General features: G+C 70.0%; 23 protein-coding genes. 12 read left to right on the top strand and 11 right to left on the bottom strand.

Translation table 11 applies throughout. The features are described 5' to 3' along the window. Positions 1-11 precede the first annotated feature (11 nt). Positions 12-461 carry a hypothetical protein gene (locus ACZ4A5_RS03260; RefSeq protein WP_467577896.1) on the top strand — a complete coding sequence of 150 codons (450 nt, stop codon included), beginning with the start codon at positions 12-14 and terminating at the stop codon, positions 459-461. After that, a complete protein-coding gene (locus ACZ4A5_RS03255) occupies positions 458-673 on the top strand; it encodes a hypothetical protein (RefSeq protein ID WP_467577894.1) in 216 nt (71 codons plus the stop codon). The genes ACZ4A5_RS03260 and ACZ4A5_RS03255 overlap by 4 nt, the downstream gene beginning before the upstream one ends. A gap of 82 nt (positions 674-755) precedes the next feature. Here the strand turns inward: ACZ4A5_RS03255 and ACZ4A5_RS03250 are convergent, their stop codons facing one another. Then, a complete protein-coding gene (locus ACZ4A5_RS03250; RefSeq protein WP_467577891.1) occupies positions 756-1154 on the bottom strand; it encodes a hypothetical protein in 399 nt (132 codons plus the stop codon). Positions 1155-1265: 111 nt separating this feature from the next. After that, the gene (locus ACZ4A5_RS03245) at positions 1266-1715 is read right to left on the bottom strand and encodes a hypothetical protein (protein WP_467577889.1); all 450 of its coding nucleotides are present in this window, start codon (positions 1713-1715) and stop codon (positions 1266-1268) included. A gap of 255 nt (positions 1716-1970) precedes the next feature. Here ACZ4A5_RS03245 and ACZ4A5_RS03240 point away from each other — a divergent pair, with 255 nt between their 5' ends. Further along, positions 1971-2411 (top strand): hypothetical protein, encoded by a 441-nt coding sequence (locus tag ACZ4A5_RS03240; RefSeq protein ID WP_467577886.1) that lies wholly within the window; start codon positions 1971-1973, stop codon positions 2409-2411. Between the two features lie 61 nt (positions 2412-2472). Here ACZ4A5_RS03240 and ACZ4A5_RS03235 read toward each other — a convergent pair whose 3' ends face one another. After that, positions 2473-2898 carry a nuclear transport factor 2 family protein gene (locus ACZ4A5_RS03235; protein ID WP_467577883.1) on the bottom strand — a complete coding sequence of 142 codons (426 nt, stop codon included), beginning with the start codon at positions 2896-2898 and terminating at the stop codon, positions 2473-2475. A gap of 139 nt (positions 2899-3037) precedes the next feature. Here ACZ4A5_RS03235 and ACZ4A5_RS03230 point away from each other — a divergent pair, with 139 nt between their 5' ends. After that, positions 3038-3430 (top strand): contact-dependent growth inhibition system immunity protein, encoded by a 393-nt coding sequence (locus ACZ4A5_RS03230; RefSeq protein ID WP_467577880.1) that lies wholly within the window; start codon positions 3038-3040, stop codon positions 3428-3430. Positions 3431-3452: 22 nt separating this feature from the next. On the opposite strand, the gene ACZ4A5_RS03225 is transcribed toward ACZ4A5_RS03230, so the two are convergent. Next, entirely contained in the window at positions 3453-4583 is a 1131-nt protein-coding gene (locus tag ACZ4A5_RS03225; RefSeq protein WP_467577878.1) for a site-2 protease family protein, read from the bottom strand. Between the two features lie 231 nt (positions 4584-4814). On the opposite strand from ACZ4A5_RS03225, the gene ACZ4A5_RS03220 reads away from it, so the two are divergent. Further along, on the top strand, positions 4815-5147 hold the full coding sequence (locus ACZ4A5_RS03220) for a hypothetical protein (protein WP_467577875.1): 333 nt from the start codon (positions 4815-4817) through the stop codon (positions 5145-5147). 9 nt (positions 5148-5156) lie between these two features. Here the strand turns inward: ACZ4A5_RS03220 and ACZ4A5_RS03215 are convergent, their stop codons facing one another. From ACZ4A5_RS03215 to ACZ4A5_RS03205, 3 genes are read right to left on the bottom strand one after another with little or no spacing between them, the layout of a single operon-like run. Further along, the gene (locus ACZ4A5_RS03215; protein WP_398871744.1) at positions 5157-5432 is read right to left on the bottom strand and encodes a hypothetical protein; all 276 of its coding nucleotides are present in this window, start codon (positions 5430-5432) and stop codon (positions 5157-5159) included. Between the two features lie 26 nt (positions 5433-5458). Then, entirely contained in the window at positions 5459-5650 is a 192-nt protein-coding gene (locus ACZ4A5_RS03210; protein WP_398871742.1) for a DUF397 domain-containing protein, read from the bottom strand. 11 nt (positions 5651-5661) lie between these two features. Further along, positions 5662-6516: a helix-turn-helix domain-containing protein gene (locus tag ACZ4A5_RS03205; protein ID WP_467577870.1), complete on the bottom strand. Its 855-nt coding sequence runs from the start codon at positions 6514-6516 to the stop codon at positions 5662-5664. Positions 6517-6763: 247 nt separating this feature from the next. Here ACZ4A5_RS03205 and ACZ4A5_RS03200 point away from each other — a divergent pair, with 247 nt between their 5' ends. Together ACZ4A5_RS03200 and ACZ4A5_RS03195 are read left to right on the top strand one after the other, a co-directional pair. After that, positions 6764-7105, top strand: a complete 342-nt coding sequence (locus ACZ4A5_RS03200; RefSeq protein ID WP_467577867.1) for a DUF6255 family natural product biosynthesis protein — start codon at positions 6764-6766, stop codon at positions 7103-7105. Then, positions 7012-7779, top strand: a complete 768-nt coding sequence (locus ACZ4A5_RS03195) for a LuxR C-terminal-related transcriptional regulator (RefSeq protein ID WP_467577864.1) — start codon at positions 7012-7014, stop codon at positions 7777-7779. The genes ACZ4A5_RS03200 and ACZ4A5_RS03195 overlap by 94 nt, the downstream gene beginning before the upstream one ends. A gap of 130 nt (positions 7780-7909) precedes the next feature. Here the strand turns inward: ACZ4A5_RS03195 and ACZ4A5_RS03190 are convergent, their stop codons facing one another. Next, positions 7910-9499, bottom strand: coding sequence for an ArnT family glycosyltransferase (locus tag ACZ4A5_RS03190; protein ID WP_467578144.1), 1590 nt, complete (start codon positions 9497-9499; stop codon positions 7910-7912). Between the two features lie 50 nt (positions 9500-9549). After that, a complete protein-coding gene (locus ACZ4A5_RS03185) occupies positions 9550-10806 on the bottom strand; it encodes a glycosyltransferase (RefSeq protein ID WP_467577861.1) in 1257 nt (418 codons plus the stop codon). Positions 10807-11053: 247 nt separating this feature from the next. Between ACZ4A5_RS03185 and ACZ4A5_RS03180 the strand changes: the two genes are divergently transcribed. From ACZ4A5_RS03180 to ACZ4A5_RS03160, 5 genes are all read left to right on the top strand, one after another. Then, positions 11054-11338: a hypothetical protein gene (locus ACZ4A5_RS03180; RefSeq protein WP_467577858.1), complete on the top strand. Its 285-nt coding sequence runs from the start codon at positions 11054-11056 to the stop codon at positions 11336-11338. 526 nt (positions 11339-11864) lie between these two features. Next, positions 11865-13115, top strand: a complete 1251-nt coding sequence (locus ACZ4A5_RS03175; protein ID WP_467577855.1) for an ATP-binding protein — start codon at positions 11865-11867, stop codon at positions 13113-13115. Next, positions 13112-14203 carry a tetratricopeptide repeat protein gene (locus tag ACZ4A5_RS03170; protein ID WP_467577852.1) on the top strand — a complete coding sequence of 364 codons (1092 nt, stop codon included), beginning with the start codon at positions 13112-13114 and terminating at the stop codon, positions 14201-14203. Before ACZ4A5_RS03175 ends, ACZ4A5_RS03170 begins: the two co-directional genes overlap by 4 nt. Before the next feature lie 42 nt (positions 14204-14245). After that, positions 14246-14605 (top strand): histidine triad nucleotide-binding protein, encoded by a 360-nt coding sequence (locus ACZ4A5_RS03165; protein ID WP_467577849.1) that lies wholly within the window; start codon positions 14246-14248, stop codon positions 14603-14605. Between the two features lie 15 nt (positions 14606-14620). After that, positions 14621-15529 carry a ribonuclease Z gene (locus tag ACZ4A5_RS03160; protein WP_467577846.1) on the top strand — a complete coding sequence of 303 codons (909 nt, stop codon included), beginning with the start codon at positions 14621-14623 and terminating at the stop codon, positions 15527-15529. 339 nt (positions 15530-15868) lie between these two features. Here the strand turns inward: ACZ4A5_RS03160 and ACZ4A5_RS03155 are convergent, their stop codons facing one another. Together ACZ4A5_RS03155 and ACZ4A5_RS03150 are read right to left on the bottom strand one after the other, a co-directional pair. Next, the gene (locus tag ACZ4A5_RS03155; RefSeq protein WP_467577843.1) at positions 15869-16669 is read right to left on the bottom strand and encodes an HAD family acid phosphatase; all 801 of its coding nucleotides are present in this window, start codon (positions 16667-16669) and stop codon (positions 15869-15871) included. A 144-nt stretch (positions 16670-16813) separates the two neighbouring features. Next, complete coding sequence (locus ACZ4A5_RS03150) at positions 16814-18193, bottom strand: 6-phospho-beta-glucosidase (protein WP_467577840.1); 1380 nt, start codon at positions 18191-18193, stop codon at positions 16814-16816. Positions 18194-18203 lie beyond the last annotated feature (10 nt).

Genomic DNA, 18203 nt, shown 5'->3' with positions numbered 1-18203 from the left:
AGGGTTACCCAATGAATCCTTCCGAGTATTCCGAGATCAAGTCATGGGCTGAGGGGTTCTCGGGTGAAGTCGACTATGTCGACTTCCTCACGAAGAACAGCACTCTGGGGGAGTGGCTCTCCATGTGCCACGTGCTGTGGCCTCGCTTTGTTGTGCAACGGGGATGCTATCTCTGGGAGCGAGCTTATGACTCTGACGGGTTCAATGCCTGGTATCGGCACTTCGAAGGTGACGCGCGAAGCGTTGAATCCATGATCAATCGTTTGGTGCTGCAAGATGTCATTGATTGCGGTGACTCGCCTGAAGATGATGCGGCGCTTAAGGAGATTGCGGAGACCATTGGAAACGCTTGGCGCGCAGCACTGTCGACAGCATATCCGGGGAGGTCTTTTGACGTGATCGTCGATGACACGGATGACGGTCCTGTGGTCAGCTTCGCGACCTCGCGGCTGAGTGAATGACCGGGACGAGGGGGGCAACGATCACGCGCTGGGCGGCCGTCGCCCCTGGCTTCGCCGAGATCATCGGCCGCTGGGAGAGTGCCGGCTACGCCCACGTCTACCGGGGCGAGGAATGGCCCGCGCATGAGGGTGGGGAGCGCGTGACCGGCGAGGCACTTGAGGCGCTGCTCCTCCACTCATCCACCTGGGAATACCGGGAAGGGCCCCGGTAATAGGCTTGTTGGCAGCCGAAGGAAGCTCCGCGCTGTACTCACCGCCATCGGCGTGAGAGCCGATGAGCGGTGAGACGCTCACCTACCGGCACACCCCATGCGCCGTGCCCAGGATCTTCACCGTTTCCTTCGGGGTGATGCCGAGTTCCTTCGTCGTCTTCTTGGCCTGGTCCGCGAGCGCCTGGCCGTGCGCCGCGCAGAACGCGTTGCCGTGCTCGACGAGCAGGTCGTCGCTGATGCCGTCCAGATCCGAGTAATTCGTTCGGATCGTCCGGAGGTAGCTCGCGCGCAGCAAGCCCGTCAGTTGGCGCGCTTCCGCCGGAGTGGTCGCCGGGGCGGCCGCAGAGCTCTGAGCAGGGCTGGGGGAAGCGCTCGCGGAAGCCGGCGGTGCGGCGGCGGTCGAGTCGGACGTGCCGCACGCCGTCGTGCCGAGAGCGGTCGCCGCGAGGCAGAGGGCGAGGATGGGCAGGCGCTTGTGCATGAATCTCCTGGTGCATAGGGAAGCAAGGGATATCTTCGTCTATGCCCGAACTGTGCGCACCGGTGGGGCGGCCGGGACATGGCTCCCCGGTCGCCCCACCCTTTCGCCGTGCTAGTCGTCTTCGCCGATCGGGCGGACGAATTCCAGCGTCCACGTCTCCTGGAAGTCAGGCTTGGGCGGGACCAGTTCGAGCTGCGCACCGTGGTGTCCGACGCGCAAGGCGAGGCCCTTGTCCGACAGGATCTTGATTCCGCCGAGGACCGGCTCGAACGTGAACTTCGCCAGTTGTTCCCGTGAGACGTTGTTGACCCAGAGCTTGTCCTCCGCGATCACCAGGCCCGCCTGCTCGTGGAAGGCGAGGTTGATCACGTACGGCGCTCCCGGCACCGGCTCGGCGGGCGTGATGGCCCACTCCTGCTGGAACGGCGGGGTCATCGGGCGGTCGGTCGTGACGGGAGCGCCGTGCTCGACGGCGTGCTCGCGGGCTGTCACAAGGGAGGTCGGGCCGATGATGTGCGCGTGAATCCTGTAGATCCCGGGCTGGATCGGGCGCGGGGCCATGCGGAGCCACTTCCTCTCGGGCTCTCGGGCGGACAGTCGATGGCAGGTGCCACCAGTTCGTGGCCCACCATCACCGATACTCCGAGGGTCGAACAGGGGCAGATGCAGCCAAGTCGACTATGGCGTGTACCAATCGGTCACAACCGTAAAATCTAGCCAGCGGTCAGTTCGGCCAGTGCCCGCGTTTCCGAGGGCGAACCGGCTCGTTGAAACCGGCGAGACGTCCCGAATGAGAGGAAACGTTCTGTGCGCCGGATGAGTATCGCCCTCGCCGCGGCCCTTGTGATCGGTGGGGCGGGTGCCGCCCAGGCCCAGCCCCGAGCGCGTGCCGATCAGCCGCCCTTCCCGTACGCGGATTGCATCAACGCCGCCAAGCAGAACAAGGAGAGCGCGGCCCACGCCAAGTGGCACTGCGACGAGTTGGTGAAGAAGGGCTGGATCAAGAAGCCCATGGGCAATGAGGGGCAGCTCCAGAAGGCGCAGCCTCAGAAGCCGCAAGCCAAGAAGCCGCAACAGCCACAGAAGCCGCAGCAGCCGCAGGTCAAGAAGGCGCCGCCCAAGAAGGCCGTCGTCCACAGCCCGCACGCCAAGCGCGCGCACCTCAAGAGACTGCACGCCAAGAACACGCACGCGCAGCACCTGCACCCCCAGCACCCGCACACCCAGCACTCTCACATCAAGCATCCCCACACCTGATCCCGGCAGCGGCCCGCGAAGCCCGGCCCCCCGTCCCGGGCTTCGCGGGCCGCGCGCATTTTCAGGCCGGGTCGGCCGCGATGAGGGCGCGCTCCCAGTGCTGGGTGTCGGCGTATTCGCGCATGGTCACGATCTTCCCGTCACGTACGACGAAGACGCCGCTGTTCTTCTGGTCGTACGCCCTGCCGGTCCTGCCCGTCGCCCATGAATCCCACTCGACGAATACCTGCTCGCCCTCACCGAAGACATTGGTGACGCGCACGCCGATCTCCCGGTCGGGGTCGAGGTGGGCGAACGCGGTCGCGAGGAATCCGTCGATCACCTGGTCCCGCCCCTGCCAGGTGCCCGAGATCGGCAGGTCTCCGGCGTACCAGCAACTTCCGTCCTCCGCCCAGGAATTCAGAATGGTGTCCTGATCGCCGGCCGCCAGCGCCTCGAAGTAGCGCCGCACCACGTCCTTGGGTTCGCTGGTCTTGAGGCTGGTCATGAGCTCATTCCATTCTTTCCGTGGAAGCCGGGCGGTCCTTCTGCCCGACACCAAGTCAATCCGCGCCCGCGGCACCGGCCAAGGCGCAACCCGCGCACGCACTGATCACGAACGGCGATCAATGCGGGACGATGGGCCCATGACGCGATCCGTGAACCCCGACCGGTCCCTTGAGGAACTCGAACGCGACCGTTGGCCGACTCCGGCGGCGGGCGCGACGCGGCTCGTCGCGACGGTGCACGCGCTGCGGCGCCGGCCGATCGGCTCGCTGACCGTCGAGGAGCTGCGCGTACTCGTCCGGCAGGACGTCGGACTGCCTCATCTCCTGCCGCTGGCGATGAAGGTGCTGCGGGACGATCCGCTCTCGGAAGGCGACCTGCACGAGGGTGACCTCCTCGTGGCGGTCGTCACCAGAGCGCCATCCGTCTGGAGCGAATTCCCCGAGCTCGCGCGCGAGCTCCGCGCGATCGCGACGAAGGCCGCCGAGCTCTCTCCCGCGCTGCGGCCGGCAGCCGACCGGTTCCTCGGTTGACGACGGGGAGCCGGGGAAGATCTCAGGTCACCGAGCCGCGTGTCTGTTCCCGGCGGCGCGCCGTGCGGGCGATGTCCTCGCCCGTGACGGTCCCGACCAGGCGGCCGTCGACCACCACGAGGATCGCCAGCCGCGCCGCCGGGGTCGCCCGCTGCAGCACCCCGACCAGGTCGTCCGGCGGGGTGGCGACCGTGCACTGACCGAGTGGAACGGCCACGTCCCGGACGCGGACCTCGCCTCGTTGCGACGCCGGCACCATCGAGAGCCGCAGCCGTTCGGCCAGGCCGCTCGCCCGGCCCGCGAAGTCGAACAGCGGGACCGCGCGGCGGTCCGTCCGCGCCATGACCTCCGTGAGGAACCGGTCCACCGTGTGCCAGTCGGGTCCGGCCAGCGGCTCCGGCGTCATCACGTCCGCGACCCGTACGCCCTCCAGCGCGGACACGAGCACGGCCTGCCGGATCTCGGCGACGGCCGAGACGCTCACGAAGCCGCCGATGAGCATCAGCCACAGCCCCTGACCCGTCCCGCGCACGACCTCGAACCAGCCGACGACGACCAGCAGGAACCCCGCCGCCTGGCCGCAGCGCCCGGCGACGCGCTGCGCCCGCGCCCGGTCTCCGCCGCGCCACCACAGCGCCGCCTGCAGGATCCGCCCGCCGTCCAGAGGCGCGGCCGGGATCAGGTTGAACGCGCCCAGCAGCAGATTGGCCCACCCCGCCCAGACCAGCACGGCCGACGTCAGCGGCCGGTGCAGCGCGTGCCCGGCGGCGAAGCCGGCGGCCAGGACGATGCCGCCCAGGACCAGGCTGGTCAGCGGGCCCGCCGCGGATACGAGGAACTGGACGCGCGGCGTGGCGGCGCGCCCCAGCCGGGTGACCCCGCCCAGGCCCCAGACGGTGATGTCCTCGACCTTGATCCCGGCCCTGCGGGCGGTCACCGCGTGCGCCGATTCGTGCAGCAGCAAGCTCGCCGTCAGCAGCACGGCACCGGCCAGCCCGGCCGCGTCGTACGCGACGGAGGAGCGCCCCGGGACCCAGGCGGGCAGCGTTCCGCCGGCCAGTCCCGCGCCGAGGAGAACGATCAGTACGGGCGCGCTCCAGTGAATCCGCAGCGGAACGCCGAAGATCTTGCCGAGGGGTAGAGAGCCGCCCATCCGCCTGTCCCGTCACCCGGGCCGGGCCGCCACCACTGGGGCCCGGCGCTCCCCATTATCCGCCCGCCCCCGGAATGGCGGCCTGACAAGGGGCGCCGCCGGGCGCACGCATGTCTTCCGGGCTGCCACCGTGGTGGCCCGCCGCTCCCCGTCGTCCGCCCGGCGGCAGGCGACGTTAAAGTGATCTTGGCTCGCCACCGATGGGGTGGGTGCGCGGAAGGGGCTTGTCGCATGCTCGGTTGGACGATATCCGTGTACGGCCTGACGCCGGAGCAATTGGAATGCGGCACGGTCGGTGACCGCTTGGACGCGGAACTGGCTTACTGGGAAGTCGGTTACTTCGGACTGGACTGGCTTACGGAGCTTGTGGCCGCCGGCAAGGCGAAGCAGGTGTCACACGGCGGCTATCCCAACCGCCACGTCGCTCGCGCTGGCGACGTGCTGCCGCTGCTCGCTGACGGCGTCCCTGATGACAATCCCAGCCAGGTGAAGCTGTACACGGACCGTATGGCGGCCTGCCCCGCGGACCAGGTGCTGACGATCGTCACGTGGGACCAGTCCTGAGGGTTCGCCTCATGGACGGAACAGCAGCATGCTGCCCGCGAGAGCCATGACGGCTCCCACGGGGATCAGGACGGCGCCCAGAAACCGGAGGTAGCCCGCAGTCCCGAAGAAGGGGACGAAGACGGGGTCGAGGCGGCCGCTCGCCTGGTGAATGAGTTCCAGCTTCTTGCGGTTTCGCGCTACTCGGCGGGTCACCGTGCCGCGCACGTTGAAAGCCTGGATGACACCGAAGACCACCGCGCACAGGCCGACGGCTATGAAGATGACGGGGAGAAGAGCGGGCATCCCGCGATCGTAACCCGAGTTCGCGATCAGGGCATGCGCCCAAGGCCCTCCTTTATGCGGGTTATGAGGGGGCGGAGTCTGTCAGGGGTGGTCGTGAGGACGGTGCCGGGGAAGCCGCTCTCGCAGAGTTGGATGTTGCCGATGGGAGTGGTGGCCAGGTGCAGGCAGGTGGAGCCCGACTCGCAGAACGAGGATTTCTGCCAGTGCAGCGGAATCACGGTTCTTCCTTTCAGGATTCTTTCGCGATGCGGTGCATGAGGTCGCGTGACTTGGTGGGATTGAGCGCGACCTCCTCCATACGGTCGAGCATGGCGCGGAACCTCTCCAAGCTGGCGGCAAGGTCGATGAGTTGTCCGCCGTGGGCGGCGTCGATGGTGACCGTGTCGAGTTGGGGAACCGCGCCGTAGAAGTAGTCGACCCCGTGTCCGGAAACGGGGAAGGACTCTGCTGTGAAAGGGATGGCGACGACGGTCACGTTGGGCCGCTCGCTCATGGAAATGAGATGCGCGAGCTGAGCGGTAGCCGTCTCCGGGCCTCCGAACCGCATCCTCAGTGCGGCCTCGTGGATGATGGCCGTGTACTGGGGAGGCTCGTCGCGGAAGAGGATCATTTGCCGCTTGATGCGGTGCGATACGCGGTACTCCACGGCATGCGGTGGCAGTGAGGGCACGAACTCGCGGAAGATCGTGCGGGCGTGTTCCGGAGTCTGCAACAGGCCTGGGACCGTGATGGCCTGGGTGACGCGCAGTGCGGTGGCGTGGTGTTCGATCTCGGACAGCTCCAGCAAATTCTGCGGGAGCTGCTCCCGATACTCCTCCCACCAGCCGCGCTTGCGCTCGCTCGTCATCGCGGCAAGGGCTTCGACCAATGACCGGTCCGAGCAGTCATACGTACGCGCCAGCGCCCGCACCCTGTCCGCGCTCACTCCGTACCGACCGGCTTCGATATTGCTGATGCGCGATTGGGTGACGCCGAATCGAGCCGCCGCTTCCGTCGCGGACAGATCCGCCCGCTCCCGCAGTCTTCGCAGCTCGGCTCCAAGTCGGCGCTTTCGTACGGTCGGTAGAGGTGTGCTCGGCGGCATCGTGCTCCTCTTGGTGCTCGCACACAGTGCGCTGTTGTCACTCGATCGGGTCTCATGGGCTACTGCTCATGGATTACGGGGAATGTAGTCCATGGAGCGCGCTGCCGTGTGAGCCACGCCACTCGGCACCGCTGGAAGCCGTACGGCGCAAGGTGGTCGCGTCCGGCGCCGCGCAGCGGGCCGTCGAGGAAGCGACGATCGCCGTCCGCAGGCACTTCCGGAACGCCCGCCTCCTGAACGGGGACACGTGGTGAGGCATTGCGCGCACCGGTCGGGATGGACGCGCGACGGAAGCGCGTCGAGCTGCGACACCTGTGACACCCGCCGCTTCACCGACTACGCGTCCCTGCGCCCGCCGGGCCTCCCGCAATGGATCACCCCGAAACCCCGGCACCGCCACGAGGCCGACCGCGCGGCGGCCCGCCACGTGGCATGGATGACCGAAACCCACCCCCCGCCGCACCCTCTTCCCGCCATGAACGACATGCTCGGAGGATGTCGCAGCTCCACACTCAGGATTACGAGCGCATGCTCGACCTCGTCGCCGCCGTGCTCGGGAGCGACGACCCCGCGGCGTCAGGGCGGCTGATATCCGAGCATCTCCACACCGCCTTCGACTGCGGAACGGTGATCTTCGCCGAGATCCGTACCGCACAGCGCAGCGGGCGGGCGTTGGGGTGGGCGCCTGGGTCGATCGGGGCCGAGGCCGAGCACGTCATCCGGCGGCGGGTGGCGCAGCAGCATCCGATGATCTCGTACATGGCCGCCGGGCAGCAGAGCCCGGCGATCGTCAGCGACATCTGCGACAAGTGGCGCCACTCGCAGTGGTACTCCGAGGCCCGCCGGGACTACGGCACGACCCAGCAGCTCGGGCTTCCGCTGCCGGGGGAGCCCGGGATCCTGCGCGTCGTCTCGCTCGGCCGCATGGGGGATTTCGGCCGACGCGAGCTCGCGTTCGCCCAGCGGATCCAGCCACTGCTCGTGAGCGCGCACCGCAACATGCGGGAGCAGCAGCGGCTGCGCGACGCGCTGGCCGCGGCCACCGGGGCCGTGCGGCAGGTCGAGAGTCACGAGCTGACTCCTCGCGAACTCACCGTCCTCGGGCTGCTCGCCGAGGGGCTCACCGCCGAGGTCATCGGCCGGCGCCTCGCCATCTCCCCGCACACCGTCAACCGGCACCTGGAGAAGATCTACCGGAAGCTCGGCACCAACAACCGGGTCTCCACCGTATCGCTGGCCCGCCGCTTCGGCCTCGTCATGTGAGTAGGAAGACCTTCCTATAGCGGGGTCCGGCCACCTTCGTCAGGCTCGGAAGCAGAGGTGGAGCTGCCGACGCCGACCGCGGGGGATTCGGCGTCGGCGGACTCCCGCCCCGATCAGCGCTCCCACCCCGTCAACGGGACCGCTCCGCCACCCGGTCCACCCGGCGGATCTCGACCCGGGACGGGCCCTTGCCGAAGGCGGCGACGGGCGCGGAGTGCCGGAGGGCGGCGTCGACCGTGGGCAGCGACGGGGCGTCGCGGCGGACCGTCGGCGTCGTGACGACATAGTCGACATCCCGCCACCCGTGCGGCAGCGACCTCGCCACCGCCGGATCGAGATCCGCCTTGTAGAACCAGATCGCTCCGGTACGGGGTGAATAGCCGGCGTGCACCAGGTCGAGCCAGACCGCGTCGTCGGTGAGCACGCGCGTACGGCCCGGATCGGGCACCTTGTCCGGATCCCGCAGCCAGGAAACCGCAGCGCGGTAAGGGCGGTTGACGTCGGCGGTGAGCTCCGTGCGCGTGCCCGCGTACCAGCGCGGCCCGGCGTACGCGCCCGCCGCCGCGGCCAGCAGCACGACCGCCGTCCAGCGCGCCGGATACCACCGGCGGCAGAAGCCGGGCCGCGTGCGCAGCAGCGCGCACGCGACCGCCGCGGCCACCCCGGCGAGGGTCAGGGAGAGGAAGGGCAGCGCCTGGACGACGTACATCGCCGGGAGATAGCCGGACGGCCGCAGGGCCACGGCCGCGAGCAGCAGCACGGCCGCCGCGGGGCCCGCGAGCGCCCGGCCCGTGACCGAGCGGCGCACGCAGACCAGCAGCAGGACCGCGGCGAGCAGCCCGCCCAGCGGCAGGGCCCGGTCGTAGTACAGCCAGGAGTCCAGCACGCGGTGCGCCGCCGAACCGGGGGAGAGCAGGAAGCCCGAACCCGCCCGGCTCATCTGATAGGTGATGCCCTCCAGGAGCGACACATGGCCCGGCCCGGGCAGCAACTCGTGGTTGAGGAGCGCGAACAGCGGATACGACAGCCCGGTCAGCACGCAGGCCAGCACCGCCCCCGTGACCGCGAACTTACGGGTCGCCCGGTGACTGTGGCGCCACAGCGTCAGCAGCAGCGCGGGCAGCACGATCAGGATCGTCTCCTTCGACAGCACGCCGACCGCCGCCGCCAGGCCCGCCCCGAAGTGGTGCCACAGATGCCGCCGCGGCGAGGCCGCCAGGCAGAAGGCCAGCAGCATCCACATCACGGCGATGTTGTCGAGGAAGATCTCCCGCTGGAAGACGACGGACAGCGGCGAAAGACCGTAGAGCGCCATGGCCAGCCCCGCCGCCCAGTGCTGCAGCCCGAGCCGCCGCCCCAGCACATAGACCAGCACCACGCTCACCGCCGACACCAGCAGCATCGCGCAGCGCATCGGCGCGACCGACATCAGCTCCGGCGCGACGACCGAGGGCACCGCCGTCAGGAACGCGAGCTGAAGCCAGCCCAGGGGCGGGTGGTCGTACCAATACGTGTACGGCGTGAGCCCCTCGCCGTGCTGGACGGTCCACGCCTGCGCGAGATACGTCCCCTCGTCGTCGCTCAGGGAGGGGTAGCCCATGATGTTCCGGCCCTGCACCAGCACGATCACGACGAGCAGCAGCCCGCACAGCACCAGGTCCGGCGCGGACCGGCGCAGCCGCAGCACCGGTCTGACGACCACGTGCGGCCGCCGGAGCACGTGCGGCGGCCGGAAGGGGGTGACGGGCGGGGCGGAGGCGGCAAGCGGGGTCAAGAAGTGACGTCCTCTCGGATCAGATGCGCGCCTACGTGCTGGGTCAGCTCCCACTCGTCGCGGCCCCGCTGCTCCCGCCAGACCGCGCGGAGGGCGGCCCCGGCGAGCAGCAGTTGGTAACAGGGCCCGCCCGCGATCAGCTTGACGTAGTGCCGCAGGCGCACGCGCAGCCCGTACTGCACACCGAAGTCGTGCAGTCCGACGACCTCGAAGACGAAGGTGACGAAGGCGGTGACGGCCGGCAGGAACGTCAGCACGGCGATCTGCACGGGGACGTGCAGGAGGAACGTCACCACGACGTTGAGCGGGATGATGACGCCGGTGAACGCCTGCATGAACGGCGTCATCAGGGTGTAGCGGGCCAGCATCCGCTGCCCGAACGTGGGCAGCCGCTGCCAGTCCCGCTTGCGGTAGACCTGGAGGAAGCCCTGATTCCAGCGGGTGCGCTGCTTGAGCAGGCTCAGCAGGGTGTCCGGCGTCTCCTCGCGGGTGACCATCTCGGAGTCATACGCCACGACCACGCGCCGGCCCCTGCTGGAGAGCCGTACGCCCAGGTCGCAGTCCTCGGCGAGGCAGTCGGGGTCCCAGCCGCCGGCCTCGCGCAGCACGTCGGTGCGGACGAAGACGGTGTTGCCGCCCAGCGGGATGAACCCCTTCTGCGCGTGCAGGTGCAGGCGGCTGCGGAACCAGAAGAAGTACTCCAGGCAGTTGCGCAGGCTGTACCAGCTGGAGTGGAAGTTGATCAGCTGTACGCCGCCCTGCACCACGTCCGCCCCCGTCGCGCGGAAGGCGTGGTCGACGTGCGCGAGCAGCGCCGGGTGCACCTGGTCCTCGGCGTCGAAGACCCCGACGACATCGCCGAGGCAGTGGGGGAGCGCCGTGTTCAGCGCCTTGGGCTTGTTCTTCTTCGCGTGGGTGTCGACGATCACGCGTACGTGCCCGGGCGCCGCGGCCGCCACGCGCTCGGCGACCGCCGCGGTCTCCGGGTCGTCGTGCCCGACGATCACCAGGATCTCGAACCGGGTGTGCGTGGACTCCAGCAGCCGTCTGACGGTGGGTTCCAGCACGGCCTGTTCGTGCCGGGCGGGCAGTAGCAGCGAGAAGCTGAGGGCGGTGTCACCGCTCGGCCGCTCGAAGCTGGTCGCGGCGAGCGTCTCGGGTGTGCGCCACGCGTGCATCTGCCACCACAGCGTGAACGCGGCCATCCAGAACAACGTCAGGGACACGGCACCGACGACAACGGACGTGAGCAACGAAGTCCCCCCGCGGATGGCTCCCCATTCGCACGAGAGGGTACGGGCGGCGGGTGCGGGCGCGACGGTGAACGGAGGAAAGCGGACCCCCCGAACTGATGGGCGGTGAAAGGAAATTGACGGTTCGCCAACTTCCGCGTGGACGCACTACCGCCCGGCGGCCGGGAGTGGGAAGCTGCCCTCTATGGGTGCATTGAGGCGCATTCGGGACCGGCGGTTGCTGAGCGTGGCGGGAGCCGTGGCGCTCATGGGCCCGGCACTGCTGGCCCTCACCGGCTGTGAGCCGGCCGGCGACGGCGGCCTCGACGCGATCACCGTCGCTGTCACCACGGGCAAACGGGCCACGGACGAGCTGAAGGCCGAAGGCTATAACGTGCGCTGGCTCTCCTGTGCCGGAAAGGCGGAGGACGCCGGCGTCACGGACAAGGGGTCGCCGCGGCCGGTCTCGGCGGTCGGGGTCGACTGCGAGGGGCGGACGGGGGGTGGGGGGGAAGATCATTGTTTTCGGGCGGGTCACGGGGATTTCCGGTGATGCGTGCGTCAAGGGGCGGTTGACCGCGAAGGTGGATGGGCGGACGGTTTTCGTGGTGTCGGTGTTGGGGGATTGCTCCCGGGCGTCTTCCGGTGGGCCCGGGGGGTCCGGGGGGTCGGCTTCCGGTGGGTCCGGGGGGCCGTCTGCTCCGCCTGCGGATCGCTCGGGGGTGCCTAGTTGTTCGCCTTCGTCTTCGCATTCGCCCTCCGGGTGGGGGGTGTCGCCGTCGGGGGTGCCTGTGCCGTCGGTTGTGCCGGGGAAGTAGGGGTGGGTGGGGGGCCGTTGCGCCTGCGGCGGGCTTTTTCCCCTACCCGCCCCTTCCCGAACTGGGGCGCGTGCCCCAGGCCCCCGGCTGCGGGCCGGTTCGCCGCCTGCGGCGGGAGCGGCCTGCGGCCGCGTCCTCAAACGCCGGACAGGCTGGGTTCGCGCCCGAAACCGGGCTCCGTCTCCAACCCCCAACAGGCTGGAACACATCCCCCCACGGCCTGAAATGAAGCCTCCCCCCGCCCCGGCATACCCTGTTGCCATGTCCGAGTCACCGCTCATCATGAGTCTGCGTACGGCTGTCGAAGCCGCCCCCGACGACGTGCCCCTGCGTCTGCATCTCGCCCAGCTTCTGCTCGACGCGGGACTCGGTCAGGACGCCATCGCCCATGTCGCCGCCGCGTTGCAGCGCGATCCCGGCAACACCGAGGCGCAGGCGCTGATGGCCCGCGCCGTCGCGCCCCCGGCCGTCGCGCCCGCGCCCACGCCCGCTCCCGAGGCCGCCCCCACCTCGTACGACTGGAAGCGCGCCGAGAACGAGCTCTCCGACGTCGTGCCGCCCGCCTTCGTGCAGCCTGAGGAGGCGCACCCGCCGCTCGCCGCCGACGGCGACGACGCGGACGACGGGTCCCTGTGGGAGGTCGAGACCGGCGGTATCACGCTCGCGGACGTCGGCGGGATGCACGAGGTCAAGGACCGCCTGGAGGCGGCGTTCCTCGCGCCCATGCGCAACCCCGAGCTGCGCAAGCTGTACGGCAAGAGCCTGCGCGGCGGCCTGCTGATGTACGGGCCGCCCGGCTGCGGCAAGACGTACATCGCGCGCGCCGTGGCGGGAGAGCTCGGCGCGCGCTTCATGTCGGTGAGCATCAGCGACGTCCTCGACATGTGGATCGGCAGCTCCGAGCGCAACCTGCGCCAGCTCTTCGAGACCGCCCGGCGCAACGCCCCGTGCGTGCTCTTCCTCGACGAGATCGACGCCCTGGGCGCCAAGCGCAGCCAGATCCGGCACACGGGCATGCGCAACACCGTCAACCAGCTCCTCACCGAGCTCGACGGCGTCAACGGCAGCGCCAACGAGGGCGTCTTCGTGCTCGCCGCCACCAACCACCCGTGGGACGTCGACACCGCGCTGCGCCGGCCGGGCCGCCTCGACCGGATGCTGCTCGTCCTGCCGCCCGACCAGCCCGCCCGCGAGGGCATCCTCCACCACCACCTCAAGGACCGGCCCGTCGCGGGCATCGACCTGGCCAAGCTGGCCAAGCGGACCGACGGGTTCTCGGGCGCGGACCTCCAGCACCTGTGCGAGTCCGCCGCCGAGCGCGCGCTGCTGGACTCCGTACGGACCGGCCGGGCCCGCATGATCGAGATGTCCGACCTGCTCGGCGCGCTCGACCACGTGCGCTCCTCGACGGGCCCGTGGTTCGCCTCGGCGCGCAACGTCGCGCAGTTCGCGAACGAGGGCGGTGCCTACGACGAGCTGCTCGCGTACCTGAAGCGGAAGAAGATGCTTTGAGCACCACCACCCCCGGCCTGGTGACCCGCGCCATGGCCCTCATGGACATAGGCCGCACCGACCAGGCCCAGGAGCTGCTCGTGCGGCACCTGGCGCAGGAGCCCGAGGACTCGCGCGCCTGGGAGCGCTTCGCCGCCTGCCGGATCCGGGCGGAGGACTACCGGGGCGCCATCCAGGCCGCCGACCGGGCCCTGGCCGCGAACCCCGAGGAGGCGGACGCCCATCTGCGCCGCAGCGAGGCCCTCCGCTTCGTCGGCCTGTCGTACGAAGCCGTGGACTCCGCCCGCGAGGGCGTGCGGCTGCTCCCGGAGGAACCGGTCCCGAGGGTCGTGCTGTCGAAGGCGCTGCGGCTGATGCCCGGCGGCGAGGGGCGCGCCGAGGCGTACGACGCGGCGCTGGACGCGATCCGGCTGCGGCCCGAGCTGCTCGACGCGCACTTCGCGCTCTATCTCGTGGCGCACGACATGGGGCGCAAGGACATCTGCGAGCAGGCGATGCGCCACGTGCTCACCATCGACCCCGGGAACGGCGACGCCCGCAACAACCTCGCGGCCCTCGTCATCGAGCAGCCCCAGGGCGATCTCTACAGCGCCCTGGGCTATCTCTCCGAGGCGCTCGCCGCCGACCCGAACTCCTGGCACGCCCACCACAACCTCCAGCTCATCACCGGCAAGCTGATGCGCCGCGCGTGCCGGCCGGCCCTCGCGTGCTTCGTCATCGCCATCTTCACGATGATCGTCACCGACACCTCCGAGCCCGGCCGCGGGCTGCCCCCGGCCATCCCGCTCGCCGCCCGGCTCGCCGGGATCGCCGCGATGGCCGCGGTCTGGACGGGCAGCCTCCTGTGGGTCCGGCACAAGGTGCCGGCGCGCCTGCGCGGCTTCGTTGTGCAGCTGCCGCGCCGCAGCGTCTCCCTCCGGGCGATCGCCCTGGGCGCGGCGTGGTGCACCCTGGTCTCGACCCTGCTCCTGACGGTCCGCCTGGACCCCCAGTGGCTGTTCGGCGTCTTCAACATCAGCGCCCTGGGCGGCCTGGGGGCGTGCATGGCCTTCGCGGCCAGGACGAAGCGCTGGAAGGTGCCCCGGTAATATCCGCTGGGTATCAGCCGTCGAGATCCCAAGGAGCCACCGGTGGCGGGAGAACCGCAGGCCGACTGCCTGTTCTGCAAGATTGCCTCGGGGAAGGTCCCGGCGACCGTCGTCCGGGAGACGGACACGACGGTCGCGTTCCAGGACATCAACCCTCAGGCGCCCACGCACGTCCTGGTCATCCCCAAGGTGCACTACCCCGACGCCGCCTCCCTGGCCGCCGCGGAGCCGCAGGTCGCCGCCGACATACTGTGCGCGGCGGAGGAGGTGGCGGCCAAGACCGGCATCAAGGAGACGGGCTTCCGGATCGTCTTCAACACCGGCGCGGGCGCGGGACAGACCGTCTTCCACGCCCACGCCCACGTGCTCGGCGGCCGTTCCCTCAACTGGCCTCCCGGCTAGAGCGGAGCGACTCCCTTGTCCGTACGCGAACTCGTCGTCCTGGGCACCGCCAGCCAGGTGCCCACGCGGCACCGGAACCACAACGGCTACGTCCTGCGCTGGGACGGCGAGGGTCTGCTCTTCGACCCCGGCGAGGGGACGCAGCGGCAGATGCTGCGGGCGGGAGTGGCCGCGCACGACCTCGACCGGATCTGCGTCACCCACTTCCACGGTGACCACTCGCTCGGGCTCGCCGGGGTCGTCCAGCGCATCAACCTCGACCGCGTGCCGCACCCGGTCACCGCGCACTACCCGCGCAGCGGGCAGCGCTTCTTCGACCGGCTGCGGTACGCCACGGCCTACCGCGAGACGGTGAAGCTGCGCGAGGAGCCGGTGTCCGGCGAGGGCGCGGTGCTGGCCGAGACCCCGTCGTACGTCCTCGAGGCGCGCCGCCTCTCGCACCCCGTCGAGTCCTACGGCTACCGCCTCGTCGAACCCGACGGCCGGCGCATGCTGCCCCGCCTGCTCGCGGCGCACGGCATCACCGGCCCCGACGTGGGCCGCCTCCAGCGCGACGGCGCGCTCGGCGGCGTCACCCTGGACGAGGTCAGCGAGGTGCGGCGCGGGCAGCGGTTCGCCTTCGTGATGGACACGCGGCTGTGCGACGGGGTGTACGCGCTGGCCGAGGGGTGCGACATGCTCGTCATCGAGTCGACGTTCCTGAACGAGGACGCCGCGCTGGCGGTCGATCACGGGCATTTGACGGCGGGTCAGGCGGGGGCGGTGGCTGCGGGTGCCGGGGTGCGGCATCTTGTGCTGACGCACTTTTCGCAGCGGTACGAGGACCCTTCCGAGTTCGAGCGGGAGGCTCGGGGGGCGGGGTTCGCGGGGGAGATCACGGTTGCGCGGGATCTTGTGCGGGTGCCGGTGCCGCGGCGGGTGTGAGGGTTTTCCTGCGGGTGCGTGGCGCCTGCGGTGGGTTTTTTCCCCTACCCGCCCCTTCCCGAGTCTGGGGGCAAGCCCCCAGACCCCCAGCAACACGGCTTCGCCGCGTTGTCCTCAATCGCCGGACGGGCTGGTTGTGCTGGCTACGGTCCGCACAATCAGCCCGTTGGGGGCACCTCTGGGGGCACCCCCGGACGGAGTCTGGGGGAGGTAGCTGGGGGAGTTTGAGGACGCGGCCGCAGGCCGCTCCCGCCGCAGGCGGCAGGCGGACCGGCAGCCGGGGGCCTGGGGCACGTGCCCCAGTGCGGGAAGGGGTGGGGCCGGGGAAACAAACCCCCGCTACGGCAGGAAGTACATCGGGTTCGGCAGCTTGTACGTACGCTTCGCGTAACCACCCGACAGGTCGCTGTACTGGTCACCGAAGTTGGCCACGATCTCGTAGCCCTCGGACTCGATGTGCTTGCGGGTGCCCGACTTGTACTGCACCGTCGTGCAGGAGGCACCGCACGGCAGATACGCCGGCGGCGTCTTCTTGTTCTTCAGGAAGAAGTGCGCGGGGTCGGCGGCCGGCTTGTAGCCCGCGTTCTTGAGGTTGCGGACGCTCCAGTCGCGCTGGTGCTCGTCGCGGCCGGTGACGTAGAAGACCGTGATGCCCTTGGACTGCGCCCAGTTGACGAGCTGCGGCATGCCGAAGACGGGGGCCATGTCCGTGGACTTCAGGTAGGCGTCCTGCGAGGCGGGCGTGAAGTTGAAGCCCTGCTGGAGCTCGTAGTTGTAGGTCAGCAGGGTGGTGTCGTCGACGTCCAGCACGATGGCGGGCTTGGCGCCCTTCTTGCCGGACTTGTTCTTGACGACGTGCTCCAGCTGGGCCTTGGCCTTCTTCTGGATGTCCGCGAGCTGCTTGGCGTAGTTGCTGTCGGGCGAGGCGTAGTGCTGGCCCTTCTTGTCCACGGTGTCGCCGTAGAACGCCTTGATCTTGTCGGTGACCTTGGTGAGGTTCGGGATCTCCTTGTCCGTGCGCGGAGCGGAGTGGTCGGCGGTGGCCGCGCCCGCGGCGTAGAGGCCGGTGCCGACGGCGACGGCCGCGGTGACCGCGGCGATGCGGACGCGCTTGCGCTTGGACGTGAGGGAGGGCTGCACGAAGACTCCAGGTGAGCAGGGTGGGTGCAGCGCGAAACTAGAGGTTTGGCGGTCCTCGGTCAAGGGAATGAGGCGTGACATTTCTACGCGCGGAGATACACCACACGGACGGCGGGCCCCGGGCGGGGCCCGGCGCCCGCCGTCTCAGACCGCCGTGGTCTCCTGCCGCAGGGCCGCCGAGCCCCAGCCGTTCGCCTTCGCGCTCTCCGTCGCGCGGTCCAGGATGCGCGCCGCGGCCGCCGGGGAGTCGATCAGCGGGTGCAGCACCAGAGCGCGGAGAGCGGCCGTACGGTCCTGCCGTACGGCCGCCCGGATGGCCGCCCGTTCGACGGCCTTGAGCTGGAGCATCAGCCCGAGCTGGTCCTCGCTCAGCGGGGCGCACGGCAGCGGTCTCGCGCCGTCGGCGCCCACCTCGCAGACCGTCTCGATGATCGCGTCCGGGTCCAGTGCCGGAACGGTCGTCCCGTTGGGCACGTTGAGGATCAGGCGCGTGCGCTCGTCCCGGGAGACCGCCCGCATCAGGGCGAGCGCCACCTGGTCGTAGCCGCCGCCCTCCAGGTCGCAGGAGTCGCGCTGCCAGCCGCCGCTCGCGGCCCGGCTCTCGGCCATATAGGTCTCCTCGCGGCGCAGCCGGGTGCGCTCCCACAGGCGGTACGCCTGATCGGGTGACGCGGCCGCCTCGTGGAAGAAACCGCCCTGCTGCTGGTCGAGGAACTCGCCGCGGGTCTCGACCGCCTCCAGGACCGAACGCAAGGTCTCACGACGGAAGTAGTAATAGTGCAGATATTCGTTGGGCAACGAGCCCAGCGCCTGGAGCAGCTGCGCGCCGAAGAGCTTGCCCTCCTCGAAGGAGCCGAGCGCCGTCTCGTTCGCCAGGAGTCCAGGAAGGAGGTCCTTGTCGTCCACCTTCAACGAGCGCAGCCAGCCGAGGTGGTTGAGCCCCACGTAGTCGCAGGTCACCAGGTCGGGGTCGACCCCCGCGGCGCGCGCCGCGCGGCGCACCAGCCCCACGGGTGAATCACAGATCCCGATGACCCGTTCGCCCAGGACCTGTGCCATCGCCTGGGTGACCATGCCCGCCGGATTGGTGAAGTTGATGACCCACGCGTCGGGGGCGACCGCCGCCACCCGCTCGGCGATGTGCAGGGCCACGGGGATCGTCCGCAGGCCGTAGAGCACACCGCCCGCGCCCACGGTCTCCTGTCCCAGCACGCCCTCGCCGAGGGCGATCCGCTCGTCCCGTACGCGTCCCGCGGTGCCGCCCACCCGGATCGCGGAGAAGACGAAGTCCGCGCCGCGCAGCGCCTCGTCCAGGCTGCGGGCGATCCGCACGGCCGGGGCGTCCGGCACGTCCTTCGCCTGTGCCGCCAGCACGGACGCGATCACCCGCAGTCTCATGGAGTCGGTGTCGTAGAGCACGAGCTCTGTGCAGCGTCCGGGAGTGCCGCGCCGCGCGTCGTCCAACAGGGCCCGGTGCACCAAGGGCACCCGGAAACCGCCACCGCCGAGAATCGTCAGCCTCATGGAACGGAAC

It is taken from the genome of Streptomyces sp. NPDC025618, from assembly GCF_055558795.1.
The sequence above is the reverse complement of the archived record's forward strand: the minus strand, read 5'-3'. Positions and strand labels throughout refer to the sequence as shown.